Source organism: Candidatus Dadabacteria bacterium (assembly GCA_009840385.1).
Taxonomy (GTDB): Bacteria; Desulfobacterota_D; UBA1144; order Nemesobacterales; family Nemesobacteraceae; genus Nemesobacter; species Nemesobacter australis.
Genome location: VXNX01000003.1, coordinates 44,551 through 70,025, shown reverse-complemented (window position 1 = coordinate 70,025; position 25,475 = coordinate 44,551). Strand labels below are relative to the sequence as shown.

Annotated in this window: 19 protein-coding genes and 1 tRNA gene; 7 read left to right on the top strand and 13 right to left on the bottom strand. The window is 52.6% G+C overall.

What is annotated here, in order from left to right:
- Position 1 precedes the first annotated feature (1 nt).
- Together hisZ and F4X55_01140 are read right to left on the bottom strand one after the other, a co-directional pair.
- Positions 2 to 1,261 carry an ATP phosphoribosyltransferase regulatory subunit gene (gene hisZ, locus F4X55_01145; protein MYC39616.1) on the bottom strand — a complete coding sequence of 420 codons (1,260 nt, stop codon included), beginning with the start codon at positions 1,259 to 1,261 and terminating at the stop codon, positions 2 to 4.
- Positions 1,254 to 2,876 (bottom strand): phosphoglycerate dehydrogenase, encoded by a 1,623-nt coding sequence (locus F4X55_01140; protein MYC39615.1) that lies wholly within the window; start codon positions 2,874 to 2,876, stop codon positions 1,254 to 1,256. The genes hisZ and F4X55_01140 overlap by 8 nt, the downstream gene beginning before the upstream one ends.
- A 140-nt stretch (positions 2,877 to 3,016) precedes the next feature.
- Between F4X55_01140 and tatC the strand changes: the two genes are divergently transcribed.
- On the top strand, positions 3,017 to 3,778 hold the full coding sequence (gene tatC / locus F4X55_01135; GenBank protein MYC39614.1) for a twin-arginine translocase subunit TatC: 762 nt from the start codon (positions 3,017 to 3,019) through the stop codon (positions 3,776 to 3,778).
- Between the two features lie 58 nt (positions 3,779 to 3,836).
- A complete protein-coding gene (locus tag F4X55_01130) occupies positions 3,837 to 5,543 on the top strand; it encodes an ATP-dependent acyl-CoA ligase (protein ID MYC39613.1) in 1,707 nt (568 codons plus the stop codon).
- A gap of 20 nt (positions 5,544 to 5,563) precedes the next feature.
- Here F4X55_01130 and F4X55_01125 read toward each other — a convergent pair whose 3' ends face one another.
- The 4 genes from F4X55_01125 to F4X55_01110 all read right to left on the bottom strand — a co-directional run bounded on the left by F4X55_01125 (position 5,564) and on the right by F4X55_01110 (position 11,829).
- Positions 5,564 to 6,466 (bottom strand): restriction endonuclease, encoded by a 903-nt coding sequence (locus F4X55_01125; GenBank protein MYC39612.1) that lies wholly within the window; start codon positions 6,464 to 6,466, stop codon positions 5,564 to 5,566.
- Between the two features lie 39 nt (positions 6,467 to 6,505).
- Positions 6,506 to 8,047 (bottom strand): Ppx/GppA family phosphatase, encoded by a 1,542-nt coding sequence (locus F4X55_01120; protein MYC39611.1) that lies wholly within the window; start codon positions 8,045 to 8,047, stop codon positions 6,506 to 6,508.
- A gap of 4 nt (positions 8,048 to 8,051) precedes the next feature.
- Positions 8,052 to 10,205 carry an RNA degradosome polyphosphate kinase gene (locus tag F4X55_01115; protein ID MYC39610.1) on the bottom strand — a complete coding sequence of 718 codons (2,154 nt, stop codon included), beginning with the start codon at positions 10,203 to 10,205 and terminating at the stop codon, positions 8,052 to 8,054.
- 88 nt (positions 10,206 to 10,293) lie between these two features.
- A complete protein-coding gene (locus tag F4X55_01110; protein MYC39609.1) occupies positions 10,294 to 11,829 on the bottom strand; it encodes a CYTH and CHAD domain-containing protein in 1,536 nt (511 codons plus the stop codon).
- A gap of 128 nt (positions 11,830 to 11,957) precedes the next feature.
- Between F4X55_01110 and dnaE the strand changes: the two genes are divergently transcribed.
- A complete protein-coding gene (gene dnaE, locus F4X55_01105; GenBank protein MYC39608.1) occupies positions 11,958 to 15,395 on the top strand; it encodes a DNA polymerase III subunit alpha in 3,438 nt (1,145 codons plus the stop codon).
- Here dnaE and F4X55_01100 read toward each other — a convergent pair.
- Positions 15,384 to 15,668: a metal-binding protein gene (locus tag F4X55_01100; GenBank protein MYC39607.1), complete on the bottom strand. Its 285-nt coding sequence runs from the start codon at positions 15,666 to 15,668 to the stop codon at positions 15,384 to 15,386. The two genes, dnaE and F4X55_01100, sit on opposite strands and share 12 nt — an antisense overlap.
- A gap of 131 nt (positions 15,669 to 15,799) precedes the next feature.
- Between F4X55_01100 and F4X55_01095 the strand changes: the two genes are divergently transcribed.
- Positions 15,800 to 17,275, top strand: coding sequence for a YdiU family protein (locus tag F4X55_01095; protein MYC39606.1), 1,476 nt, complete (start codon positions 15,800 to 15,802; stop codon positions 17,273 to 17,275).
- Here F4X55_01095 and F4X55_01090 read toward each other — a convergent pair.
- The 5 genes from F4X55_01090 to F4X55_01070 all read right to left on the bottom strand — a co-directional run bounded on the left by F4X55_01090 (position 17,272) and on the right by F4X55_01070 (position 22,606).
- Entirely contained in the window at positions 17,272 to 19,401 is a 2,130-nt protein-coding gene (locus F4X55_01090; protein ID MYC39605.1) for an AAA family ATPase, read from the bottom strand. The genes F4X55_01095 and F4X55_01090 overlap by 4 nt on opposite strands.
- 19 nt (positions 19,402 to 19,420) lie before the next feature.
- A tRNA-Gln gene (locus F4X55_01085) sits at positions 19,421 to 19,494 on the bottom strand.
- Positions 19,495 to 19,508: 14 nt separating this feature from the next.
- Positions 19,509 to 20,819: a scavenger receptor cysteine-rich domain-containing protein gene (locus F4X55_01080; GenBank protein MYC39604.1), complete on the bottom strand. Its 1,311-nt coding sequence runs from the start codon at positions 20,817 to 20,819 to the stop codon at positions 19,509 to 19,511.
- Positions 20,820 to 21,005: 186 nt separating this feature from the next.
- Positions 21,006 to 21,869, bottom strand: a complete 864-nt coding sequence (gene ispE / locus F4X55_01075) for a 4-(cytidine 5'-diphospho)-2-C-methyl-D-erythritol kinase (protein MYC39603.1) — start codon at positions 21,867 to 21,869, stop codon at positions 21,006 to 21,008.
- The gene (locus tag F4X55_01070; GenBank protein MYC39602.1) at positions 21,866 to 22,606 is read right to left on the bottom strand and encodes a hypothetical protein; all 741 of its coding nucleotides are present in this window, start codon (positions 22,604 to 22,606) and stop codon (positions 21,866 to 21,868) included. Before F4X55_01070 ends, ispE begins: the two co-directional genes overlap by 4 nt.
- Positions 22,607 to 22,681: 75 nt before the next feature.
- Here F4X55_01070 and fxsA point away from each other — a divergent pair, with 75 nt between their 5' ends.
- A complete protein-coding gene (fxsA, locus tag F4X55_01065; protein ID MYC39601.1) occupies positions 22,682 to 23,080 on the top strand; it encodes a membrane protein FxsA in 399 nt (132 codons plus the stop codon).
- 19 nt (positions 23,081 to 23,099) lie between these two features.
- Here the strand turns inward: fxsA and F4X55_01060 are convergent, their stop codons facing one another.
- Positions 23,100 to 23,675 (bottom strand): flavin reductase, encoded by a 576-nt coding sequence (locus F4X55_01060; GenBank protein ID MYC39600.1) that lies wholly within the window; start codon positions 23,673 to 23,675, stop codon positions 23,100 to 23,102.
- Between the two features lie 144 nt (positions 23,676 to 23,819).
- Here F4X55_01060 and F4X55_01055 point away from each other — a divergent pair, with 144 nt between their 5' ends.
- Together F4X55_01055 and F4X55_01050 are read left to right on the top strand one after the other, a co-directional pair.
- Entirely contained in the window at positions 23,820 to 24,605 is a 786-nt protein-coding gene (locus F4X55_01055) for an OmpA family protein (GenBank protein ID MYC39599.1), read from the top strand.
- Positions 24,602 to 25,423, top strand: coding sequence for a tetratricopeptide repeat protein (locus tag F4X55_01050; GenBank protein ID MYC39598.1), 822 nt, complete (start codon positions 24,602 to 24,604; stop codon positions 25,421 to 25,423). Before F4X55_01055 ends, F4X55_01050 begins: the two co-directional genes overlap by 4 nt.
- Positions 25,424 to 25,475 lie beyond the last annotated feature (52 nt).

Sequence of the window (25,475 nt, the reverse complement as noted above, 5' to 3'; positions counted from 1 at the left end):
CCTAGAGCCCTCCTCCGGTAAGAAGTTCTTCGAGATTGGAGAATTCCCTGATCGACCCGGTCCGGGATTCAACGAGCTTTATTTCAGAAGGAGATTCAAGCTTTATCAGCCCGTACGTAGCAAGCGAGCCGTCTCCGTCGAAGAAATCCTGAGAATCAATCATGTCGGCGTAACTTCCGTTGAGGTCAAGTATGACCTTGAAGCTGCTTGAGCGAAGCCACTCGGCAAGCCTTATGGCGTCACCTCTGAGATCCTGATTTTTTGGCACTATTATGAAATGGACCTGATTCTCTCCGTCGCCACCCTTGGTGCTCTGCATAAGTGCCTCGGCGTCTATGGCAAAACCCGCGGCGGGGACGTTTTTCCCGTACCGGTTTACAAGCCCGTCGTATCTGCCGCCCGTCACCAGAGAAGCGGGAGCTGCTGAAGATATTATCTCGAAAGTAACCCCCGTGTAGTACTCAAACCCCTTGACCTCCACAAGATCGATCGATATGTCGCACTCAACCTTGTATTCCTCAAGCACGGTAATCAAGGAGATGATCTCTTCTATGCAGGGCCTGAATCTCTTGTTCCGGGCCGCCCTGCGAAGGATATCGGCATCGCCGTAATAATCTGAGAGACTGAAAAGAACATCCTTTACGTCTTTTGGAATCGCAGAGGGCTCCACTATCTTTCTTATCAGCTCCTGGTCTTTCTTTATGAGGGCGTGTACAAGCTGGTCCCTTATTTCTCCTGCATCCTGCAAAACCGCATCAAGAATGCCCGTGTGTCCGAGATTCAGGGTTATTTTCTTAAGACCGAGACGATTAATGGATTTCAGAGCGAGCGCGATTATCTCGGAATCCCCTTCCGTTGAACCAAGTCCCAGAAGCTCGCAGCCGAGCTGAAAGACCTCCCTTTCCTTGCCGCTCCCTTTCTCCTCGTACCTCACTACCCTTCCCGAATAGCAAAGCCTGAGGGGGTGGCGGTGGTCGCTGAGCTGAGTGGCGACCATGCGTCCGATCTGTGGAGTTATGTCGGGGCGCAGCACCACAACTTCGCCCGTGTGCGGATCGACGAACTTCATTAGCCTGTGCTTGAAGTTCTCCCCTATGCCCACGGACATGGTGTCGAGATACTCGAAAAGAGGAGTTATAACCCTCCTGTAGCCCCAGTAGGAAAATTCCTCAAGGAGCACGTTTTCTATCCGCTTGAGGTTCTCCGCCTTCACGGGACCGAAATCTTTCACTCCCTGAGGCAGCGTCAAAAACTTATTCATCTGAAAAACTGACCTGGGTTACCGAAATAATATTCTCTATGGCGGAAATTTCCTGGATAACTTCCTCGCTTACCCTTGTATCAACGTTCGTGAACACTATAGCTTCCCCGCCCACGGATTTTCTTCCAAGGTGCATACGGCCGATATTGACGTTGTTTTTTCCCAAAACAGAACACATCGATCCTATGAAGCCCGGGCGGTCGTAGTTGTGGCTCACGAGCAGGAATCCCTCGGGAACGACGTCGATCTCGACCCCGTTTACCTTGACTATCCTTCCATGATTGCCGCCGAACACGCTTCCCGAGATTTCGCTGGTCTCCTTACGGGTCGTCACCATTACAGTAATGAGGTTTGTGTACTGGCTCATAACGGCAGACTTCGACTCAACTACTTTTATCTTCCTTTCCTCGGCTATAGACGGAGCGTTAACGTAGGTCACCGAGATGTCCATTATGTGCGAGAGAAAGCCTTTCAGCACGGCAACTGTCAGGTACCCGGAGTCCATCTCGGCCACCTCGCCTTCGTAAGTGACCTCTATAGTGCGGACAGCGCCCTCGCAGAGCTGGCCGTGAAGACTTCCTATCTTCTCGCAGATGGACAGATACGGCTTCATCACGGTAAGCTGCTCCGTCGTCAGCGACGGCATGTTGACCGCGTTTTTCACGACTCCTTTCTGGGCAAAATCTATCAGTTGCTGCGCCATGGTGGTTCCGACCTTTATCTGCGCCTCCTCCGTTGAAGCACCGAGATGCGGGGTAAGCACTATGTTCTCCTCGACTGACAGAACAGGGTTGTCGGGATCAACAGGTTCCGAGGTGTACACGTCAAACGCGGCTCCTCCCACCTTGCCTTCACGAAGCGCCTCCGCCATGTCTGCCTCGTTCACTATGCCTCCCCGGGCGCAGTTAATCACTATCACCCCTTCCTTCATCTTTTCAAAAGACTCGGAGTTTACAAGATCCCTCGTCTCGTCAGTAAGAGGGGTGTGCACCGTTATCACGTCTGAGCGGTGGAAAAGCTCATCTAGGGAGACAAGCTCGATGCTTAGCTTTTTCGCGGCTTCCTGGCTCAGGTACGGGTCGTAGGCAATCGCCTTCATCTTAAGACCCATCGCCCGCTCGGCTACCAGCTTTCCTATGTTTCCAAGACCCACAAGGCCTATTGTCTTCCCGTAAACCTCGACCCCCTTGTACTTGTTTCTCTCCCACTTGCCCGACTTTATCGAGGAATGGGCCTGGGGAATCCTTCTCGCGAGGGAGAGCAGAAGAGTGATTGTGTGCTCGGCCGTGGTTATGGAATTTGACTCCGGGGTATTCATAACGGCCACCCCGTTTCTGGTCGCGGCGTCAAGGTCTATGTTGTCTATTCCTATGCCAGCGCGGCCTATTATCCGAAGCCGCCCGCCCGAAGCCTCTATAACTTCTCTGGTGACCTTGGTGGCACTTCTTACCACTAGGCCGTCGTAGTCCTTTATGATATCAGTGAGCTCTTCGGGAGAGACGCCTTTTCTTTCGTCAACCTCCACTCCCTCGGCGGCCATCAGAAGTTCAAGACCCTGCTTCGCAAGTCCGTCAGTTATAAGTATTTTCAAGAGATTCCTCCGGAAAGGCGGGATAAAAAACCAGTAACATAATAGTTAAACCAAAGACAATGTCAATCAGTCAGACCGCGTTCGGAAAGCGGGCAAAGAGAGTCTCCGGCGGACGCCGAAGGGATTGTTAAAAATCCCGATTTGGGTTACCCTAACCTGCCGTAATGAAAGAAGAAAGCGGCATGAATTTTCTCGAGCATGCAGAAGAGCTCAGGAAAAGAATCATATATTCAGTAATTCCCATACTTGTCTTTTTCATCCCCTGCTATCTTTTCTCGAAACAGCTCTTCGACCTGCTCATGGGACCAATAATAAGGAGCCTGCCCGAGGGAAGCTCCCTTATATTCACCCGGCCGGCCGAAGGATTTCTGACCTACCTCAAGGTATCGCTGTTTTTCTCCTTTTTCCTTTCGGTTCCGTTCATTCTATACAATGCCTGGCATTTTGTTTCCCCGGCGCTTTACAAGAAGGAAAAAAGGGTCGTTATCCCGCTCGTAACTTTTGGAACCCTGTTTTTTATCCTGGGAGCGCTTTTCTGCTACTTCGTCGCCGCCCCCCAGGGACTGCGGTTCCTGCTCGGCGAATACACTACCGAGTACGTAAAGGCGTTTCCGAGCATAAAGGAAGCGCTTTCGTTCTTGACAGCACTTATGATCGGTTTCGGGCTGGTATTCGAGTTTCCCCTCATCGTTTTTATCCTCTCAAGGCTGGGTCTGGTCACGGCCGGGTTTCTGGCCAAGCAGAGAAAATACGCGCTTTTGATAAACGCCATACTGGCCGCTTTTATAACCCCGACTACAGACGCCGTGTCGATGATGTTCATGCTCGTTCCGCTTTTCATTTTCTACGAACTGGGAATAGTTATCGCAAAAATATTCGCTAAGAAAAAACCCGAGGCGGAACCGGCTGGAGAGGAATTTGGTTAAGTGGAAAGACCTGACCCCTAATTGAGAAGCCCGCCCCGGTACGGAAAAGGAGAGAAAAATGACAAGAAAAAAACCTAAGGACCTAATGCATCCCGTCACTTACAAGCGCGAGAACGGGAAATTCGACGTCAACTGGTACCTGAAGGAAGACAGGTCGGACTGGGTGCTTCCCAAGGTGCTCAGGGAACAGGCGAAAAAACTGGGCAAAAAGCCCTTCCTTCAGTTCGGCTACAAAAAGCCGCTTAGCTTCTACCAGACAAACCGTCTCGCCAACCGTGTGGCAAACGCCCTTTGCGGCCTCGGGGTGGAAAAAGCGAAAAAAGTCGCCGTCTACATGCCAAACTCCGATGACTACGTAATAATCTGGTTCGGAATCCTCAAGATGGGAGCCGTGATGGTCCCCATAAACACGGCCTACAAGATGGATTTTCTTGAATATATAATCGACAGCTCAGACGCTGAGGTGCTTTTCATAGCCGAAGAGTATCTGGACCGCATGCCCCCCATAGCGAAGAATCTCTCCAAGCTTCGCCATGTCATAGTCTGGACAAGGAGCGGGAACAGGAAGTTCAAAAAACACGGATACAATTTCCCCAAGATGATCTCCTATTCAGAATTCATAAGCTCGGGCTCGGGCAGGGAGCCGGATGTCGAGGTTACCTTCATGGACTACGCAAGGCTCATGTACACCTCCGGCACCACGGGCCGCTCAAAGGGGGTCATGAGACCTTGCGCCGCCGATTACAGCAGCGCGAGAAACTACGCCGAGATAATGGACATCGGCCCTGATGACGTTTGCTTCACCTGCCTTCCGCTTTTCCATTCAAATGCTATGGTGATGACCGTCTATCCGGCACTGATAAAGGGAGCAAAAACTGTGGTGGAGGAAAAATACAGTTCAAGCCGCTTCTGGAAATGGATGGTCGACCACGAGGTGACAAAGTTCAACACCGTGGGGACCATGTCGTATTTTCTCTGGAACACCCCTCCCGTGCCTGAGGAGGGGCAACATAAAATAAAGCTCGTCCTGGGCTCCCCAGCCCCCCACGACATGATAGAGGAGTTCATGGAGCGCTTCGGGATAAAGTTCATGGAAGGCTACGGCCTGACGGAAATAGGCCAGTGCACCTGGATGAGACCTGGAGAACCCTTCAGGGTGGGGTCCTGCGGAAAGGAAGCCCCCAACTACGAGATAAAGGTCGCCGACCCGGAGACGGACGAAGAAGTGCCGAGGGGGGATATAGGGGAAATCATAGTACGCCCCAGGATACCGAACGTGATGCTTCACTACTATCACAAGATGCCTGAGAAGACCGTCGAGGACTTCAGAAACTTCTGGTTCCACACCGGCGACGCGGGAAGAATGGACAAAGACGGCTACATATACTTTGTCGACAGGGTTAAGGACTACATAAGAAGAAGGGGCGAGAACATAAGCTCCTTCGAAGTGGAGAAGATCGTCAACTCCTACCCCGATGTCGAGGAGTCGGCCGCGATAGGCATAAAGTCAGAAGCCGGGAAATACGCAGAAGACGAACTCATGATACTCGTGATTCCGAAGGAAGGAAAAGAGATAGATCCCCCGGAACTCATGGACTACCTGCAGCCCAGGATGCCCTATTTCATGATCCCGAGGTTCATAAGATTCGTTGATTCCTTCCCCAAGACAGGCACGCAGAGAACCCAGAAAAACAAGCTTCGTGAACAGGGAGTAACGAAAGACACCTGGGACATGGTGAAGACCGGTTACAAGCTAAAAAGGTAAAGAAACCGCATCTCGAGTTGTTAAATCAAAACCAGTTCGGGTTCTTTGAACACTTCTTTTCTGTGCCAGCGGATGTAATCCGTCCTTGGGAAATGATTGCTGTTTCTGGGCAATCTGATTTTACGCTTATGGTGCTCCCGTATAAAACTGTTTTCTCGGTCGGGATCAAATATCCACTCTGAAAGAATGATTTGATAATTATCAGAGAGTGCCAGTACCCCTGAGTCAAGTAATTTGTGGTGTGTGGCGCAGAGGGCAAGACCATTGTTCTCGGTGTCAGGTCCTCCATGCTGATGCCACTTGATATGTGCAGCTTCAAGGGCAACGGGTAAAGTTTTCATGCGCAGATTAAAACCGCACACTGCACAACTGTAACCGTAAGCGTGAAGAACCTTCTGCCGAAATCTACTGTCTCTTTTGGTTTTCTTGGAAATGTATTCTTCGGCAGAAATTGTCTTGTAATCTAAGCCTACCGTTTCCAGTATGTCCTGATGCAACGATTCTGGGAAATGTCCATTAAGCAACTTCCGTGCAGCCTGTAGAGCAATTTCAGGGTTCTCCTTTATTTCTCGAGCAACTTCTTTGGAGAACAAGCCCGTAGCATTACATTTTCTCAGATCACTTACGTAAGCACTTCCAGAACTGGTTTGTCTTATTATTCCGTCGTATTCAACTTCCCAGATTCCATCCCCGCGCAAACGCCAGAAAGGGTCATTTACATGATGTCTGCGCCCAGGAAATGATTTATAAAAATCATTTAACAACTGATCAAGATCTTCTTCTATGCGAGAGAACTCAAATTTGGCGTTTGGGTCCCGGACTTGTTCAGCAAGCGCATATAGAAGAAGTAGAGGCTTGTGAGGGGCTCTTTTGTCCCCTCGCTTCCAGATATTCAGGTTATCTATTGCCTCGAGTAATTTCATCCGCCCCGACCCGTAAACAGCTAGGAGTCGGAATAAATTCTACACAAACTTAAACTCCCTACCCAATGATTCCTCTTCGCCATCCCCCCGTGCGACCGTCTCGTAATCGCATCCTACTGCTTTGGCTAGGGCTCCAAGACGTCGACCTACAGTCTCAGGATGGGGTATCTGGTTCGGCATATGCAAAGTAAGCTTTTCTCCGGCTCTCTCGAGCCTAGTGCTCTCAAGGATCCGCGTCACCCCTCCCGAAACCGTGTAGGCCAAGCGAAGCGCAAGCCCGACAACTCTGGCTTCCTCAATATCGTTTCCGGAAAGAAAATCCGAAACTTCCCAGCGGCGGACCAAGTTTCCAATCGCCGCGTGCCTTGAGGCGACGGAAAAAGCTACCCTTACCCTTTCAGGGTGTGTAATTCCCACAAGCGGCATCCGCAGTATCCTCAAAAACACCTGCTCGGCCCGGTACTCGGGGTGTTCGGAAATCCCTATGTCTGAAAGATGGCATGCGGCTAATCTCAGCCTCGGATTCCCGGAGTATTCATCGGGAATCGCCGGCTCTATCCACCTACAGAAAGACTCGCCGTCTTCAACCGATCTTCCCATCTTGAGCGCGATTTCCCGGCACATGACAATAAGAGGATCCAGGGAACGCTGCTCCGGTGGAAGATCATCATATATGCACCCTTCTCGAAGGCCGTATGTACAGAACATAAGATCTCTTACCCCTGTTCTTTTCAGAAGGCTTTTCATAAGCGCGGCGGCGTATGGGGCGGATTCCATCCTGTTTCTTCCTATGATCCAGAGACTCCGAAGTGAACCCGGGGATATATCAACTATCTCCTGGGTCATCTCAAGTGCCCTGGAACTGGAAAGACTGTAGCCGTGAACTATGCGAAGCGGGTAGTCCTCAGACTCCATGTGTCTTTTCGCAAGAGCACGCCACGAACCCCCGACGGCGTAGAAGGTTTTTTTCTTCGCGTCCTTAAGCCAGGGAAGCTCTTCAAGGCAGGGAGTGATCAGTTTCTTGGCGGCCTTTGCGGGACTGAGGCCACTTTCAAGAAGCGGGATAGTGCCCAGCGGCAACGTGGCGTGACTTCTTATTTCCCCCTCGCAAATCTCTACCAGTTCAAGGCTCCCGCCGCCTATGTCTCCCATCACACCGTCAGCGTCGGGGATGGCGCAGAGAGTACCGAGCGCGGAAAGCCTCGCTTCCTCCATGCCAGAGAGCACCCAGAGCGAAATCCCGCATTCCCGCTCAATAGCCTCTTTGAGATCGGGACCGTTTGCGGCGTTCCTCACCGCGGCGGTGGCAACGGCCTTTATGCCGGAGACCCTCATCGAGCGTGCGATATCAACGAAGCGCCTCACGGTTCGGAGGGCGAGATCCATGCTCTGCGGTGACATCATGCCCTCTGAATTCATCCCGCGCCCCAAGCCGCAGGAAACTTTCTCGTCGAGTATCGGAAGCGGGGCACGCCTAGGTCCCTTGTAGACAACAAGACGTATGGAGTTTGATCCCACGTCGATTACCGCTACAGTCCCACCCTCGCCGAATGGCGTGGCGGAAGGAGATATTTCTGTCATAAAATTATTCCTGCACAAACTCAGCCGGCATTAGCGGCCGGGATTCGGCAAGCGCCTTGCCTCTTCCCGAAAGACTGGGGTTGGTCATAAAGTATTTGTGAGCCGAGAAACTGTCCGAATCGCTTTTAAGCTTGCGGAAAGAGCCGTCGGGCCCCATCTCCCAGCTGTTAGCTACGTCGTTTAGATTAGCTACCATCACCTGCTCAACAAGCTGCTTCTTCACGGTGGCGTTTTCGATCGGAACCAGAGATTCCACCCTGCGGTCGAGATTTCGGGGCATCCAGTCGGCAGATGAGATGAAAACCTTGCAGGCATTAGAGGGAAGCCCCTCCCCGGCACCGAAACAGATGACCCTGCTGTGCTCGAGGAAACGTCCCACGATGCTCTTTACCCTGATGTTCTCGGAAAGCCCTGGAACCCCGGGCCTCAGGCAGCATATTCCCCGAACGAAAAGCTCGATTCTCACCCCCGCGCGGCTCGCCGCGTAAAGCGCGTCTATGATCTTGCTGTCCACCAGGGAATTCATCTTGGCCCATATCACCGCGGGGCGACCGGCCTTCGCATGGTCTATCTCGTCCCTTATCAGCTCAAGCACCTTCGGGCGCATAGTGACGGGAGAGAAAAATATCCTCTCCATCTTCTTCGGAGTGGCGTAGCCAGTCATGTAGTTAAAAAGCTTGGCGGCGTCGCGGCCGAGCGCCTCGTCGGCCGTGAAATAGCTGAGATCCGTGTATATCTTGGCGTTTACGGGGTGATAGTTGCCGGTGCCAAAGTGGGTGTAGGTGCGGATGTCAGAACCTTCCCTTCTCACCACCAGCGATACCTTGGCGTGGGTCTTAAGATCGATGAATCCGAACACGACCTGAACCCCCGCGTCCTCGAGGTCATGAGCCCAGCGGATGTTGGCCTCCTCGTCGAAACGGGCCTTGAGTTCCACCATGGCGGTTACGGATTTTCCGGCCTCGGCGGCCTCTATGAGCCTCTTCACTATCGGGGAGTCTTCCGAGGTGCGGTAAAGTGTCTGCTTGATCGCGACGACCGCCGGATCCGCCGCGGCCTGTTTCAGGAACTCGACCACGACGTCAAAACTCTCGTAGGGGTGGTGAACGACGAAATCCTTCTGCCCTATGGCGGCTATCACATCGCCTCCGAATTCCCTGACCCGCTCGGGGTAGCGGATGCTCATGCGCTTGTAAAGAAGGTCGCTCCGCTCATCCAGTATTATCTGCTTCACGCTCTCAAGCCCGAGCATCCCCTTGATCCTGAAAAAATGCGCGTCACGGGCCTCAAGCTTGTCCATTATGAAGTCGGCAATAGCATCCGGCATGTCCGCGTTGACGTCAACCCTGATCACCGATCCCCCCCTGCGCTGCTGCTTAAGCGCCGTCTCAAACGTCTCGACCAGGTCTTCCGCGTCCTCGTCTATCTCAAGAAGGCTGTCTCGGGTGATCTGGAAGATTCCGTTGTCCTCCACTTCAAAACCCGGGAAGAGGGATTTCATGTTGTGCTCAATGACCTTCTCAATCGGGACAAACTGGATTTTTTTTCCTCCCGGAACCCTTATGAAGCGCTCCACCTGGGAAGGCAGCAGCATGAGACCCTTCATGCGCTTTCCGTCCTCGGCGCGACCGAGCTGGACAGCGCACACGAGGCTCCCGCTCTGTATGAAGGGGAACGGATGCGCCGGGTCTATGGCAAGCGGGGTAAGCACCGGAAAAAGCTTTTTCGAGAACCACTCGGAAAGCCACTTGGCACCTGAGCGGTCGAGTTTCTCGGGAGTTACGATCTTGATCCCGGCCTTCTTGCAGAGGGAAAACAGTTCTTTTTCGCACTCGTACTGGCTGTCAAGCAGGAAATGGACCTTTTCCCTTATGGCTTCCAGCTGCTGGGATGGCGTAAGGCCGTCCTTGCTGCGATCGGTAACTCCCTCCATAACCTGTCCCGCGAGACCCGCCACCCTGACCATGTAGAACTCATCGAGGTTGCTCGCGGAGATTGAGAGAAAACGCACCCTCTCAAGAAGCGGAACATTCTTACTGGCCGCCGTCTCAAGAACCCGCAGGTTAAAATCAAGCCAGGAAAGCTCCCTGTTGATATATCGTTCCGAAGAACGAAGCGAGACCCTCTTGCTTGAAATATCCGTTACCGAAGAAGCCATCTGCAGTCTCCCTAGGCGATAACATTCTGCGTCTTAACACCCACAATCCGTGAGTTTACATAATTACCCGGCGCGTGAAAAGTCGGACTCACCGCGCCGTCTCCCAAAACGGGGTAATCCTCCCGAGGCGCCTCCACTGCGGCTGCGCCGTGCGAAGGCACTTTCTGACCCGGGCCTGGGACCATTCCTGCGCGAGGCGGATTACCGAGGGATCAAGCCTCCCGGGCTTGACCGCCGCGAGGATATGCCGCGCGACTATCGCGTCGTTTGTCTTTCCAAGGCTGTCCTGGAAGCGTCCCATGAGTTTCATGAAGGGCGGAACCTCGGGACCGCTCCAGAGCGAGTTAAAAAACTGCGTTGCGTAGCGGGCCTTTTTCCCCCGCTTTCTTATTTCGTGAAGATCCTCGTCAGGAAGGCGCGAAAGAGGCCTCGTATCCTCGAGAAAATAGCGCCACGTTCTCCTGAGCACGCTTTTTGCAAACGGCTTTACCGGCTGATCGAAAGCCTTGGAACCGATTTCTTTCTCTAAAGACGCAATCCATCGCTCGAACTGAAGAAGCAGCCGGGCGTAGCGGCGGCTCTCAAGGTAAGCGGCAGCGTCTCCCACGGCGCGGCGGCGCTCGGCGCGCGCGATGCGCCGAAGACGCTTTATCACCTCTTCCTGCTCGGGAGCGACAGCGGCTATCTTTGGAAGCGTTTCGCTCAAAAAGACCTGCCAGTCGCGGGCCGGAGCCAGTCGTTGCTGAAACCATCGGAACTCTCCGTTAAACGCCTTTCTCTTGTCGTAGGGAAGTATTCTCTTGAAAGCGCGAAGCGCCGCGCGCACACGCCTCATCGCCACCCTCGTCTGGTGCACCCCTTCTGCTTTACCCTCGAGGGTCGGAATCTCGTTTGCGAACATGTGTTCAAGGGCGCCCGAGATGATGAAATTAAACGCCTCTCCCACGCTCATCTCCTCTGTGAGCGCAACCTTCGGGGCCTTAAGGGGTCTTGGCCGAAGGGCCGGCCTCGCAAGTGCATAACCCCTCTGCGCCTTGGTAAGATGACCGAGCCGTATGTCGTAAGTTTCGCAGAGCTCAAGTGCTATATCGAACATGTGAGCCGGGTCGCCTGAGAGCAGTTCGAATTCCGCTTCGCAGATACGTTCCTCTACGCGTCCCCCGCGCGTCTCGGCGCAAATCACCCCCTGATCAACCGCAAGCTCGAATTCGGTACCATTGGTCCTGATATAAACCGCTTCGCGCTCAAAGTCCGTTGTGAACACTGGACGCAGGCGCTTTTCGTAACGCCGGCGGGAAAGCTTGCGCGAGAGCGCAGGGTCGTCCACCGCACAGAGATTAGGACAGTCACCGTTTACCGGCACGGTCCATTCGCGGAAATTCTGGAGGCCCGCGGGGCCCTGGAACGGCGCTTTCACGGTCTGCTCCCTGCCCTTGCCGTTATCGCGCACCCGAAGCACTATGTCGGATTTTCTAAGCGCATGGCGGGGAGTATCGAAATAGGTGCTCACTAGATGGCGCTTTACGCGGCGGCCCTTGCGGTGGGGCCTGAGTCCCTTGTAGCGTAGAATCCGACTCGCCACGGAAGGCGAAAGGGAGAGCTTGAGCTCCGTTTCCTCGTGCATGACGTAAAGATTTAACCACCCGTTTTGTCCGTAACCGGACTCTTTAATTTACTTGATTAAAACCCGGTTGTCATTTTCTCCCACTACTGGATGAAACCGAGGAAAAATGTATAATTCAGTAACCCGCGATGGCAGACTCCTTCGTTCACCTACATTTACATTCGCAGTACTCGCTTCTTGACGGTTCGATAAAGTTCGACGAGCTGATCGAAAGAGCCGAGAGCCACTCCATGCCCGCCGTCGCAGTCACCGATCACGGAAATCTCTTCGGCGCCTACGAGTTTTTCGAAAAAGCAAAAGCCGGGGGCGTAAAGCCCATAATAGGATGCGAGCTCTACGTAACCCCCACTCTCAAGCTTGAGAAGCCTTCTGACGGAAAAAACTACCACCTGACCGTGCTCTGCATGAACGAGCAGGGATACAGGAACCTCTCAAGGCTCGTAACTAAGGGATACTTCGAAGGTTTTTACCGCCGCCCGCGCGTTGACCACGAGATGCTGGCTGAGCACAACGAGGGACTCATAGTCCTCTCCGGGTGCATGAGCAGTGAACTTTCCCAGGCAATTTTCAAAAAGGACTTAAAGGAACAGACAAAAATCGCTTCGATCTACAAGGAGATATTCGGAGACCGCTACTATCTTGAAGTCCAGGCAATCGCTCTTGAGGAGCAGCGCAGGATCAACCGGGGTCTTCGAAGAATCGGCGAGCGCCTCGGCATAAAGCTCGCCGCTACCAACGACTGCCATTTTCTCACCAGGGAGGACTACAAGTCGCACGACGCACTTCTGTGCATCCAGACAGGGAGCATGGTGGCGGACCAGAAAAGAATGAGGTTCCAAAGCGATGACTTCTACGTTAAGACAAGGGAGGAAATGGCCCGTGACATGGAGGGCTTTGAGGACGCGCTTGAAGAGGCGGTGAGAATTTCTGAGCGCTGCGACTTCGAATTCAAAAGCGACGGGTACAGATTCCCCGAATACGTCCCTCCGGAGGGAAAGTCTCTTGACGAATTCATACGGGAGATCTCAGGCAAAAATCTCGAGAGAATACTCCGGGAAAACGAAATACCGGAAGAGGACCACGAGGCCTACCGGGAGCGTCTCCGCTCGGAGCTTGACACCATCTGCAAGATGGGATTCTCAGCGTATTTCCTCGTGGTTTCAGACTTCATATTCCACGCGAAGAAAAACGATATCCCGGTCGGCCCCGGTCGGGGAAGCGCAGCAGGGAGCCTAGTCGCCTACGCCCTAGGCATAACGGCTATGGATCCCATAAGGCATAACCTTATTTTTGAGAGGTTTCTTAATCCCGAGAGGGTAAGCATGCCGGATATAGACGTTGATTTCTGCGGGGAGCATCGGGATGAACTCATAAGATACGTGACGGAGAAATACGGGGCGGACAAGGTGGCCCAGATTGGCACCTTCGGAACCATGTCCTCAAAAGCCGTGATAAAAGACGTGGGGAGAGTCATGGGACTTGCGTACTCCGAAGTCGACCGGCTCTCGAAACTGGTTCCCTCTTTCCGGGGAAAGGTGTTCAGCATAGAGGAGGCCGTAAACAGGGTAAAGGAAATAAAAGAGCGCCTCTCCGAGAACAAGCAGCTTGCCGAAGTGGTGGAGCTGGCGAGATCGCTTGAGAACATGGTGCGCCATTCCTCTACCCACGCCGCGGGAGTCGTGATATCGAACGAACCGCTTGCCGATTACATCCCCCTTTACAAGGGGAGCAAAAACGAGATCGTGACCCAGTTCGACATGAGTTCTATAGAGAAGCTGGGGTACGTGAAATTCGATTTCCTCGGACTAAAGACCCTTACCATAATCGACAAGGCGGTAAAGTACGTCCGGGAGAATGAAAAAGAATTTGATCTGGACAAGGTTCCCCTTGACGACCCGAAGGTCTACGCTCTGCTGCGCGAAGGCGCGACCATGGGAATATTTCAGGTTGAATCATCGGGAATGAAAGACCTTCTCGCCAGACTTCGGCCCACGGAGTTCGAGGACATAACGGCCGCTCTGGCGCTTTACCGTCCCGGTCCTCTTGACAGCGGCATGGCGGAAGAATTCACCCGGAGAAAAGGCGGGGAAAAGGTGGATTTCCCTCACCCGGCGCTCCAGGAAATACTGGGAGAGACCTATGGCCTTTTCGTTTACCAGGAACAGATAATGCAGACGGCAAGCGAGCTCGCGGGCTTTACCATGGGAGAAGCGGATCTTCTTCGAAGGGCCATGGGCAAAAAGAAATCAAGCGAAATGAGAGCCCAGCGCAAAAGGTTTCTCACGGGAGCAGAGAAAAAAGGCATCGAGCCTAAAAAAGCCGCCGAGCTTTTCGACACCTTGGAAAAATTCGCCGAGTACTCCTTCAATAAGAGCCACAGCGCCGCCTACGCCATGATCACCTACCAGACAGCCTATCTAAAGGCACACTACCCGGCCGAATTCATGGCCGCTTTCATGTCCGTAGAGGCTAATAACATGGACAAGGTGATCTCCGGCATAACAGAATGCAGAAAACTCGGAATCGACGTGCTGCAGCCCGACATAAACCGAAGCTCCTCGGGATTTACGGTTTCGGAAGGAAAAATACGGTTCGGGTTCACAGCGATCAAATACGTCGGCGACAGCCTGACAGAGGAAATAGTCAGCAGCAGGGAAAAAGACGGGGAATTCGAATCCGTCTTTGACTTCTGCGCCAGAGTGGATTCGAGAAAACTTAACAGAAAGGCATTTGAAAGCCTGATAAGAGGAGGAGCGTTCGATTCCCTCGAATCCAACAGGGCACGGCTGTTTGCTTCCTGCGAGTCCCTGCTGGGCTACAACTCCATAAAGCAACACACCTCGGCAAACGGACAGGGAATGCTGTTTGACCTTCCAAATTCCGTGGCAGCCCCGACGCTTGCGGAAAGAGAACCATGGGACAACCGCATCAGGATCGAGAACGAACTTGATGTGCTCGGGTTTTTCATATCCTCCCACCCTCTCCAAAAGTATTCTTCCGAGCTTGAAAAATACAGTCTCCTTCACGATGCAGAATCCATAAAGCAGGCAAAAGACGGCTCGGAAGTGAGAATAGCCGGTGTGGTGAGATCAATCGAGATCAAAAACACCAAAAAGGGAACCAGCCTTATCGGTTACCTGACCCTTGAAGATCTAAACGGCCTAACCGAAGCAATCGTTTTTAACGACACCCTTCAGAAGTCGCGGGTGCTCCTGGAGCAGAAGGTCGAGCCGATAATAGTCAAGGGAAGGGTTGAAGTCTCGGATGAGAAGATACGCCTTCTGGCAAGCGATATTTCCTCGCTCAAGGAAGCCAGAACTAACTCCGCGGTCTGCATAAGCATCTCTTCTGAATCCGCTAGCGAACAGAGCATTCTCAGCCTGAGAGAGATACTCGAGAAATTCCCGGGAGGCTCAACCGTGATAATAGATATGAAAACCGACCACTCAGAGGCCGTCTTGAGAGTCGGAAACTGCAAGGTTGACTTCGGGGATGAGCTTATAGAAAACGTGGAGGGGCTACTCGGGGAAGGCGCAGTGACTCTCAGGGAAAGCTCATTTGCCTGAAAGCTCTATAACCGTTTTCAGCTCCTCGGGGTTGTTCGTGATGATGAACACCTCCTGCACCGAGGTGCCGCTTCTCGCTATGAGCTTGGCACCGCTTCGGGTGCTGTACTTGTAGCTCACCGCGAGTCTCTCCCCGGTGGCACGGCCGACCTTTATCTCCCCGGGAATGATTCCCGTCACGTAGTCAAGGTCCGAGATGTTGTCCTCGAGAAAACGCCGTAGTCCTTTTATTATCGAATGTTCGGTTTTTATCTTGTTTTTTCTGTACTTCATGCTCTCTCCAGAGAATATTATACTTCCTTATAGGACTAGTGGATATCCCATCCACAACGACCGGAACTTTTCCCGGCTCCCTGTATTCTGCTAATATAATCCAGTAACCAAGCGGCAGGGGATGCCCCAAGATGAGGAAAATAACAGATCTTCGCTTTGAAAACGCCTACGCGGAACTACCACCCGAGTTCTACCAAAAAAAAGACCCGCTTCCCTTCCAAAAACCCCACATGGTGGCGTTTAACGGGAACCTAGCAACGGAGTTGGGCGTAGATCCCAGCGAAGGGCAAAACCCCCTTGCGGCCGAGTACCTCTGCGGGAAAAGGTCTCTTGCGGGCGCAGACCCTCTGGCAATGTATTATGCTGGATGGCAGTTCGGCGTCTACAACCCGCACCTTGGAGACGGAAGAGCTCTTCTGCTCGGGCAGATAATCGACGAGCGCGGCCGCAGATGGGATCTTCACCTCAAGGGATGCGGCGCGACCAGATTCTCAAGAGGCTTTGACGGAAGAGCCACGCTCAAGTCCTCCATAAGGGAATACCTGGGAAGCGAGGCTCTCCATCATCTGGGAATTCCCTCCACAAGGGCGCTTTGCATAGTGGGGAGCACGGAGAAAATCGAGAGGGAAACCAAAGAGCCCGCAGCGATGATGCTCCGGGTGGCGGAGACTCACGTGCGCTTCGGTTCGTTCGAAGGCTTTTATCACTTGGGACAGGAGGAAAACATCCGGATACTCGCGGATTACGTAATCGCCCGCCACTACCCCGAAATCCCTCGCCGGACAAAAGAAGGCTACGGGCTTTTTCTTCGTGCCGTTGCCGAGAGAACAGCGTCCACGATCGCAAAGTGGCAGGCTTTCGGCTTCACACACGGAGTAATGAACACCGACAACATGTCTATAACGGGCCTCACTCTCGATTACGGACCGTATGGATTTTTGGAGATGTTTGACAGGGACTATGTACCGAACCACTCGGACCATTTCGGCAGGTACAGCTACGCAAACCAGCCCGCGATCGCGCGGTGGAACCTCGAGAAATTCGTAAAATGTCTTGACGCTCTGGTGGATGAAAAGCAGGCCCAGAACGCGATTGAGGCCTACAACAAGACGTTTTCTGCAACCTACAGGGATCTCATGCTGCGCAAGTTCGGTTTTGAAGAAGAAAAAAAGGAATCTCTGCGATTCATCGAAAAAACTCTAGGCATGCTCGCTGAATCCGATACGGACTACCATATCTTTCTTAGAAATATCTCGGACGTAGGGTGTGACGGCTCTTTCGGGGAAAATCCATGGCTAAAAGAACTCTCCGAAACATCCGAGAAGTGGCGGCAGTGGTTCTCTGAGTACGCCGGAGAGCTTCGGGAAAATTCGCTTCCCGACCACGAGAGAAAAGAGCTCATGGATTCAGTTAATCCCAAGTACGTCTTGAGAAACTATCTAATGGAAACCGCCATAAAGGAGGCTCTGGAGCAAGAAAACTACTCGGAGATAGAAAAAGTAAGGAAGATCTTTGAGAACCCCTTCTCGGATCAGCCGGAGCACGAAAGCTATGCGGCCCCCTCCCCAGAGTGGGCAAAGGACCTCGTAGTAAGTTGCCTCTCCTAGGCGGTAAGATAGCTCGCGAGGATTTTTTTCACGCCGGATACGGAAAAAACAACCGTGACCACGGCCTCATTTCCCTTTCCATCGATCCGTTTAACGACCCCGGGGCCGAAAATCGTGTGGGTAACCTTCTGGCCGGGCCTTAAGCTACAATCGGCATCTTCGGGCTCACGCGACGGTTTTTCTGGAGGCAAATCGGAATAACTATCGCTTTCGCTGCCGGAAAAATCTTTTCTGCGGGATTCGTAGACTACATACTCCGGCGGGAGATCATCCAGAAAGAGTGATCTTCGGGCTCCGTACACGCCGCCCGAAGTGGCTCTCGAAGAAGCATAGCTGACATGGAGCAACCGCTTGGCGCGGGTAACCGCAACATAAAAAAGTCTTCTCTCCTCCTCAAGCCCTTCCAAGCTGTCCATGGATCTCTGGTGAGGAAGCAGGCCCTCGTTTACCCCGACCACGAACACCACGGGAAACTCAAGCCCTTTGGCCGCATGGATTGTCATGAGAGAAACCTTCTCCCCTCCAGAATCACCCCTGTCCTCATCCGTAGCGAGCAACACTAGGTCGAGAAAATCAGAAAGGGTCATTTCCCCCAAGCCCTCGGCCGCGTTCAAGAGCTCCTTTACGTTCTCCATCCTGTGATGCTCTTTTCCCAAGTAATCCAGATAACCGGTACGCTCCAGAAGAGTACTGATCACTTTTGCCGCAGGCTGGTCTTGCGCCACCGAACCAAACTCCCTTATCATGTCGAGAAATCGGGAGAGTGCACGCAGAGCCTGTCCAGACAGAAGTTCCTGCTTCTGGCAGTATTCAATCGCGTCCATAAGAGCGAATCCGCCGATTCCTGAGATCTCGCGCAATTTCCGAAGCGTAACTTCCCCTATTTTTCTCGGCGGAACGTTGACTATTCGCTCAAAGCTGACATTATCCCTCGGGTTTTGAATCAGCCGCAGGTAAGCGATTATATCTTTTATCTCAGCCCTTTGATAAAAGCCGACCCCAGACACGATCCTGTAGGCAATTCTCTGTGCGCTGAGACCCTCCTCAATAACCCTTGACTGAAAGTTGGCCCTGTAAAAAACCGCCACATCACCCCAGGTGAAATTCCCGGACTCGACCAGATGCGAAACCCGCTCCGCAACAAAGCGTGCTTCGTCTGAATTGTCGCCGGCCTTGAAAACCACCACTTTTTCTCCCGCAGGATTTTCGGTCCAGAGGTTTTTTCCCTTTCTCCCCAGATTTTTCTTTATCACCGAGTTCGCGATGCCGAGTATTGTGGAGGTCGAGCGGTAATTGCGCTCAAGCTTAACGACTCTCGCCCCGGGAAAGTCTCTTTCAAAATTGAGAATATTGTTTATGTCGGCTCCTCTCCATCCGTAAATCGACTGGCTGTCATCACCCACCACGAAAAGATTCCTGTGGCGCTGCGAGAGAATCTTGGCGAAGCGGTACTGGGAAACATTTGTATCCTGGTATTCGTCTACAAGCACATGAGAGAATCTGTCCTGATAACGAACGCGAACCCCCTCGTTTTCAGAAAGAAGCCTGTTTGCCTGAAGAAGCAGGTCGTTAAACGTCATGGCGTTTCGCTTCACTAACTCATCTTTGTAAAAATCATAAAGCTCCCTGAGTGCGCGGCCGTAAAAATCGTCCCTGAAAGATACGTCCCCTCTGTTCTCAACGGCGTCAAACTCGGAAAGTACACCCTTGGGCGAAAAAAGGCTCTCTCCGTAGTCAAGCTCTTTCATGCAGCTTTTTAGCAGGCCCAGCTGATCGTCCTGATCGTAGACAACAAAATCCTTTGTGTAGTCCTCAAGAAAATCCACTTCCATCTTGAGAATCCGAAGACAAATCGAGTGGAAGGTGCCGATCCAAATGCCGCTTGTCCACTCACCTGCCAGTTCTTCTGCTCTTTTTTTCATTTCCGCAGCCGCCTTGTTGGTAAAAGTCACGGCCAGAATCTCTCCGAGAGAAACAGATAGGTCATTTATCAGGTAGGCAATGCGGTGGGCTATTACCCTGGTTTTCCCAGAACCTGGGCCCGCAAGCACAAGCAGCGGACCTTCTCCGTGGGTTACGGCCTCGATCTGGGAAGAATTAAGTCCTTTAAGAGAATTTCTTGGCACGGTACTTGAACCGTCTTTTTGGCTGGGGCGGGAGGACTCGAACCCCCACTACCGGGACCAAAACCCGGTGTCCTGCCGTTAGACGACGCCCCATTCGGAAAGAGAATTTACTGAGAGTCAGAAACAGCCTCGCAAGTGACGCCCGCGTATTCCCATGAAGTGCAGTCGCTGACTCCAAATCCCGCATGCCCGCACTCAAACAGCATGGTTTCGGTACCGCCACAGTCTACATCATCAAGCAGGAAAAGAAGCGGAGGCAATCCTATCCGGATTATATTCGTCTCCGCGGTGCCTCCGGACAAGCCTAACTGCCTACACGCGACTTCTGCCTCTTCTGTGCCCCACCCGTCATCACATATCCCCTTCCACTGCTTTGTCTCATTATCAAATATTTCAAGCATCCCCGAGCTGGAACCCGAAGTTTCACCTGTACTCGTATCGGTGGTGGAGATCAATCGCAGGCTACCGTCGGGCAGATCAGGGTAAATCGGCCCTACCTCAAAGCTTGTAACTTCCTCCGAATTGTCCTCGTCATCGGTGAATCTGATTCTCACTTTGACCCAGTTCTCTTCATCTATGGACTGGAAAACATAGGTGGAACTCGTCGCACTTGGAATTTCAGTCTCGTTGTAAGCAACATCAACCCTAATCCACTGATAGGCAAAGGAACCCTCCTCCGCCGGCTTGCCGTCCTCGTCAGTTATACCGGAGTGATCCGCAGCCACCGTAACCCCGGTTTTCGTTTCGGTACCCCTGACCGCAATCTGCCCGACGGCGTCGTTGTTCGAAGTCGCGGCTTCGCAGGCAACACCGAAAGCCTCATCGGCACCGCAGTTGTTCTCTCCGCGCTGCAAATGCTTGCACTTGTCCTCGCCAAATATCCTTGCTTCAGATCCCGAACATTCAAGATCGTCAAGCAAGTAATACTCTAACGGAGCCTCGCCATCTCCCGCAGCGTCATCCGGCACCGCAAGCTTGGTAAGCGGAGTTCCCCCAGAGAAACCAAGCTGGCGACAAGCGACCTCGGCCTCCTGCCTGCCGACTACCCGGATATTGTTGTCCTCTTCTCTTCCCAGAGTCTCCAACCCATCATCGCATATGCCCTTCCATTCGCCGGCACCGTCGCCGTCTGGATCATCGAATATTTCAAGCCTGCCCGAAGGTGCCGGAGTTACAATGAGGCTCACTACCTCGCCGGTAGTTATATCCACCAACCGGAGGTCGCCATCAGAAACAGTTTCCTGAGTGTTTACCTCTGCGGGTGCACCCATCAGCCAAAGCCCAAACAGAAATCCCGCGGCCACAACGAAAACGCGTGACACATCCAGGGCCCTAGCGGCCTTGCTTCCAATGCGTATCAAGTGATTACCCCTGTTTCCGAGGCGATTTCCAAGTTTTCCCAAGAGTGCTGTTTTCATTCTAAAGACTGGTTTAAATCAGGGCAGCTTTCCGGTTCTGATCAGCTTTTTCTCGCTCTTAGCCATTTTACTTTCACTACCCCATTTTTGCAAGCAGAACAGATATTTAGATTGTTCCAGGAAAATATAAAGCGGTTAGCCGTAACAAAGGGGGAAGATCGTCAACGAGCGGCTCATCTAAAGGATTCAGTCCGCAAGGAAATGCCAGCCGCTTATCCCCTGGGCCAGAAAAACGTCAAATTGTGAAGAAGTCCTCAGGTATTCGTAGATTTCCTCCGCTTCCCCGCGCTCGCGGAAAACTGAAAAAACGGAAGATCCGCTCCCGGAGACCAGCACGAAGCTAGCCCCGAGCGACCGGAAAATCTCCTTGAAGGAAAGAATGTCGGGCAAAATCCCGCAAGCCGCATCCTCAAGACCGTTTTCAAGGGGGAAGCCGTCGCGGAACCGCTCTACCAAGAAAGCAGGGTCGACTCCCTCGGGCGGCTGCTCGGGAAGTTCCAGCTTGTCGTAAACTTCCCCGGTGGAGAGGCCTTTGCCCGGGAAAAGGATAACGTAGTGAAGAAGCGGGAAATCCGAAAGTACCGTTACCTCTTCTCCCGCTCCCTCGACAAACGAAGAGGTGCATCTTATAAAAAATGGGACATCCGCACCCAGAGACGCAGCCATCCGCAGCAGGTCCCGGTCAGCAAAGTTCCTGAGAACTCTGTTAAGGCCCACGAGAACCGCCGCGGCGTTCGAACTTCCGCCGCCAAGGCCCGCGCCGAGAGGAATATTCTTTTTCACTCCTACCGAAACCTTTTTTCGCGTCGAGGCGGAATCAAGATAAAGCCGACAGGCGGCCACGGCAAGATTGTCACTTCCGGAAGACATCTCCCTCCCAGAAGAAAAAAGGCTGACCCCTTCTCCCGATTCGACCGAAAGGCTTATCTCGTCAAAGAGGCTTACGGGCTGCACTAGGGACTGGAGATCGTGATATCCATCTGGGCGCTTTCCGAGAATCCTCAGAAACAGGTTCACCTTAGCCGGGGAGAGGAGCTTTACAAAACTCATCTTCCCGCCCCGTCCGACTCGAAATTCATCGCGAGCTTCACGCTTCTAAGCGGAAGCACGAGCCTCTTGAGCTTGGCCGTTTTCTCGTTAAAGCTCAAAAGAAGACTGAACACCACGTATTTTCCCTCGGGGGTTTTTTCCCGCAACCTGTACTTATAGACGAAAACGCTGCCGCCCTCCTCGTTTAGCTTTGCGTACGGACGGCCGAGAATCTCTATCACCTCCGAGAGGTTCGGAATTTCCTTGGATTCAAGAGACGTAACCGCCGCGGTGCTTGTCTTTGCAAGCTTTTTCACTTCGGCACCGCCTACCGAGCCCATCACCTTCCCGAGAACCTCCTTGCTTATATACTTAGTGAAACGCTCGGGAAAGACGATCTCGCAAAGCTTCCTGCCACAAAGCTTCATTCCCATTGCCAGGTCGAAATTTCCGCCTTCGCTTTTTCTGCCCGGGTATTTCTTTACCAGATGATAGGTCCAAAGCTCGGTGTCCTGCGAAACGCGGGTTTTTACGGGCGGCGAGTAGACCATAAGCCACGCCATGTCTCCTGCGAGCAGCACGGGCTTTTTAAATATAAGCCTGAGGCCGTCGTGGTCGCTCACGCTGAAATTCTCGGTGAAATTCCCGAGCTGGCCCTTTACCTCGAGAAACCTGAAGAGCCGGCATCCCCCCGCCCCCAGGCACAGAATGAGCAGAAAGGATATGAGAATTTTTCTTCGCGAAGGCAGCTTTCCCATCGGCAATTCGGCATTTCCCCCCGGATATATTATTATACCGTAACAGATAACCGGGATTGCCCGGGGGGAATTCAAATGTTTGTAAGACTGTTAATTCTGTTCACGGTGGTTCCGCTCATTGAGCTGGCGCTGCTCATAAAGCTCGGAAACCTGATAGGGCTCTGGCCGACCATATTCATAGTAATAGCAACGGGAGTGCTTGGAGCGGCGCTTGCAAGAAGCCAGGGGACGCGTACCGTCGGCGCGATAAGGGCGGAGCTCGCCCAGGGCCGGGCGCCAACGGAAAGCCTCATAAACGGCCTTCTAATACTCGTGGGAGGGGTGGTGCTTCTCACCCCGGGACTGCTCACGGACCTTCTCGGCTTCTCCCTTCTCATCCCCTTTACAAGAGACTGGTTCAAAAAGAAACTCCGAGGCAAGCTGAGAAAATACGCGGAGAGAAACTCAGCCTCCGCGACCATAATAATCCGCTGAAGGAAAAAACGGCGGCCGCTTAGGGCTCAAACGGCTCGTGGCTTATTTTATGTATTATCGGCATGGAAAAGCTCACAGACTCCATGAGCTTCTGTCCGTACTCCATCACCCACTGCTCGGGGGCAAGGGAGTAGAAGTCCCCAAGCGTCATCCACTCCCCTCCCCTAACTACCTCCCCGTAGTCGGCGCTTACAAGAAAAGCCGTCATGTCTCCTCCGTCCATGGCGTTTAGCACTGAGCACTCGACATAGGAATGGACATCCCTTAGGACAGGGCAGCCGTTTCTGCCCTCGAAGTGGTCTATGCCGGGGAACTTTTTCCTGTCCCTGCCCGAGTAAAAACCGAAGTTTCGCACAAGGGCTATCTGATCCCTTTTCAGGAGGTGAACCACCAGATTTCTGCTTTTCATTATGAACCCATGGGTGTGGTTTCCCTTCCATATACCGATAAGGAGCCTAGGCACGGTATGGACTATCGAGGAGGTGACAAGGGTTACCGCCACCTGGCCGTTTATTTCATCCTCCCGCCTGCTGGTTATGACCACCACCGGGGAGTTATGCCAGAAAATCCCGGAAACCGAAGACGCTTCGTTCACTGAAAAACTCCTTTTTTTGTCCCAAGCGAGAAAAACGCTCCAGGAGAATTGAAAAACCTTCCCCCGTGTGCTACAGTAATCCCGTCTTTAAGTTTACCCGCCACAACTCGGTGGCGCCTTTTAAAACATACTGAAATTCTATACATGAAAAAAATAGTCCCGGCGGTTGCCTTTCTCTTCTTGGTTGTGGGCGTTTTGCACATTTCGGGGTGTTCGAAGAAGACTCTCCCTCCCCCACCTGAAGAACCTTCAGCAGAAGTTGAGTACAGGGTTCTGGCAGTTTCGGAAAAACTTGAAGAAGCCCGTGCTGAGGGGGCTGAAGACACTTGGGAGTACGAAGAAGCGCAAAAGCTTTTCGAACTGGCAAAGAGCCTAGTCAGTGACGGAGAGTTTGAGGAAGCCGAAAAGGTTCTTTCCCAAGCGGAACTTAAGGCCACCCAGGCGGTCGGAGTCGCAAGGGAAGACACCTTCATGGAGGGCTTTGACGAAGCCGCCCAGGAAATACGAAAATCCCTGCTCCGCGACTCTTTTTCCAGAGAAAACCTTATCAACCTTCCCACTTCGGATGTTTTCTTCGAATTCGACAGTTCGGAGATACCACAAGAGGCAATGGATGTAATCGACGGCAACATCGCTATCTTTGAAAAGAACAAAGACAAGATCAAATTCATCCTAGTCTTCGGTTTCTGCGACATCCGAGGAACCGAAGAATACAACCTCTCCCTTGGAAAGAAAAGAGCGGATGAGATCAAGAAGTATATGATCGGAAAAGGAATGTCTCCCGAGATGCTACATTCCATCAGCAAGGGAGAAACGGAAATATGGCAGGAAGGGACATCGGAAGAGGCCTACGGCCGCAACAGGCGGGGACACTTCATAGCCCTCTCAGCTGACAGCCCTTCAGAAAGCAATTCTCCAGATAACCAATGAGAAGAAAAATTCTTGCCGTAGCGATATCGTTCTGCTCCATATTTATGTACGGGTGCGTGGCGACGGAAGGGGACACGGACTTTCTTTACTCGAGGCAAAGGGAAATCGAGACAACCCTGAAAAAGACGCAGAAGGATATCGACTGGCTGAAAGCTGAAGTAAAGAAAGAAGAGAACATCCTTGATCTCAACGAAAAGGCTTTCGAACTTGAAAACAAGCTTCTGGAACTGGAACAGATGATAGCGGAAATGCACGCGCAGAATGAAGAACGCTTCAAGAAAATAGAAAGCAAACTGTCGATGAAAACAATTCCCGCACCTCAACAGACAGCCCCCGTACCACAGACGCCGCCCGCCGCTGCGCCCCAAACACCTTCTGAGACCCCGACAGCCGAACCTGAAGCTGCTCCGGCCGAAACCCCTACCGCGGAGAAAGTCTCAAGAAAGAACTACGATATGGGACGGAAGGAGTTTGACAACGGAAATTACGGAACCGCGAGAGCGCTGCTTAGAGACTATCTGGCCGACGACCCAAGGGGCGATAAGGCTTCAGACGCGATGTTTCTGATCGCCGATTCCTACTTCAAGGAAAAGCTTTACGAGGAAGCCATACTCGAATACCAGAACATAATCGAAACCTGGCCCGCCAGTCCCAAAATCCCTCTTTGCCAACTCAATCAGGGGCTCGCGCTTATGGAAATAGGGAAACCGAACGAGGCGAGTCTCTTTTTCGAATCGCTGATTGAAGCGTTCCCTGAGTCACCAGAAGCCGCCATGGCGAAAAAACACATAAAAAGCCTGTCGGCATCGGAAGAATAAGAACTCTAATCCCGGTCGGCGTCGAACCGTTTCCTATGAATACCCGGGGAAT

Bases quoted from the DNA above. Each gene is read 5' to 3' on its own strand.
- F4X55_01050 (MYC39598.1), top strand. From the start codon at position 24,602: ATGAGAAGAAAAATTCTTGCCGTAGCGATATCGTTCTGCTCCATATTT.
- F4X55_01110 (MYC39609.1), bottom strand. From the start codon at position 11,829: ATGCACGAGGAAACGGAGCTCAAGCTCTCCCTTTCGCCTTCCGTGGCG.
- F4X55_01055 (MYC39599.1), top strand. From the start codon at position 23,820: ATGAAAAAAATAGTCCCGGCGGTTGCCTTTCTCTTCTTGGTTGTGGGC.
- tatC (MYC39614.1), top strand. From the start codon at position 3,017: ATGAAAGAAGAAAGCGGCATGAATTTTCTCGAGCATGCAGAAGAGCTC.
- F4X55_01115 (MYC39610.1), bottom strand. From the start codon at position 10,205: ATGGCTTCTTCGGTAACGGATATTTCAAGCAAGAGGGTCTCGCTTCGT.
- F4X55_01070 (MYC39602.1), bottom strand. From the start codon at position 22,606: ATGGGAAAGCTGCCTTCGCGAAGAAAAATTCTCATATCCTTTCTGCTC.
- hisZ (MYC39616.1), bottom strand. From the start codon at position 1,261: ATGAATAAGTTTTTGACGCTGCCTCAGGGAGTGAAAGATTTCGGTCCC.
- F4X55_01130 (MYC39613.1), top strand. From the start codon at position 3,837: ATGACAAGAAAAAAACCTAAGGACCTAATGCATCCCGTCACTTACAAG.
- F4X55_01100 (MYC39607.1), bottom strand. From the start codon at position 15,668: ATGAAGTACAGAAAAAACAAGATAAAAACCGAACATTCGATAATAAAA.
- F4X55_01120 (MYC39611.1), bottom strand. From the start codon at position 8,047: ATGACAGAAATATCTCCTTCCGCCACGCCATTCGGCGAGGGTGGGACT.
- dnaE (MYC39608.1), top strand. From the start codon at position 11,958: ATGGCAGACTCCTTCGTTCACCTACATTTACATTCGCAGTACTCGCTT.
- ispE (MYC39603.1), bottom strand. From the start codon at position 21,869: ATGAGTTTTGTAAAGCTCCTCTCCCCGGCTAAGGTGAACCTGTTTCTG.
- F4X55_01125 (MYC39612.1), bottom strand. From the start codon at position 6,466: ATGAAATTACTCGAGGCAATAGATAACCTGAATATCTGGAAGCGAGGG.
- F4X55_01080 (MYC39604.1), bottom strand. From the start codon at position 20,819: ATGAAAACAGCACTCTTGGGAAAACTTGGAAATCGCCTCGGAAACAGG.
- fxsA (MYC39601.1), top strand. From the start codon at position 22,682: ATGTTTGTAAGACTGTTAATTCTGTTCACGGTGGTTCCGCTCATTGAG.
- F4X55_01095 (MYC39606.1), top strand. From the start codon at position 15,800: ATGAGGAAAATAACAGATCTTCGCTTTGAAAACGCCTACGCGGAACTA.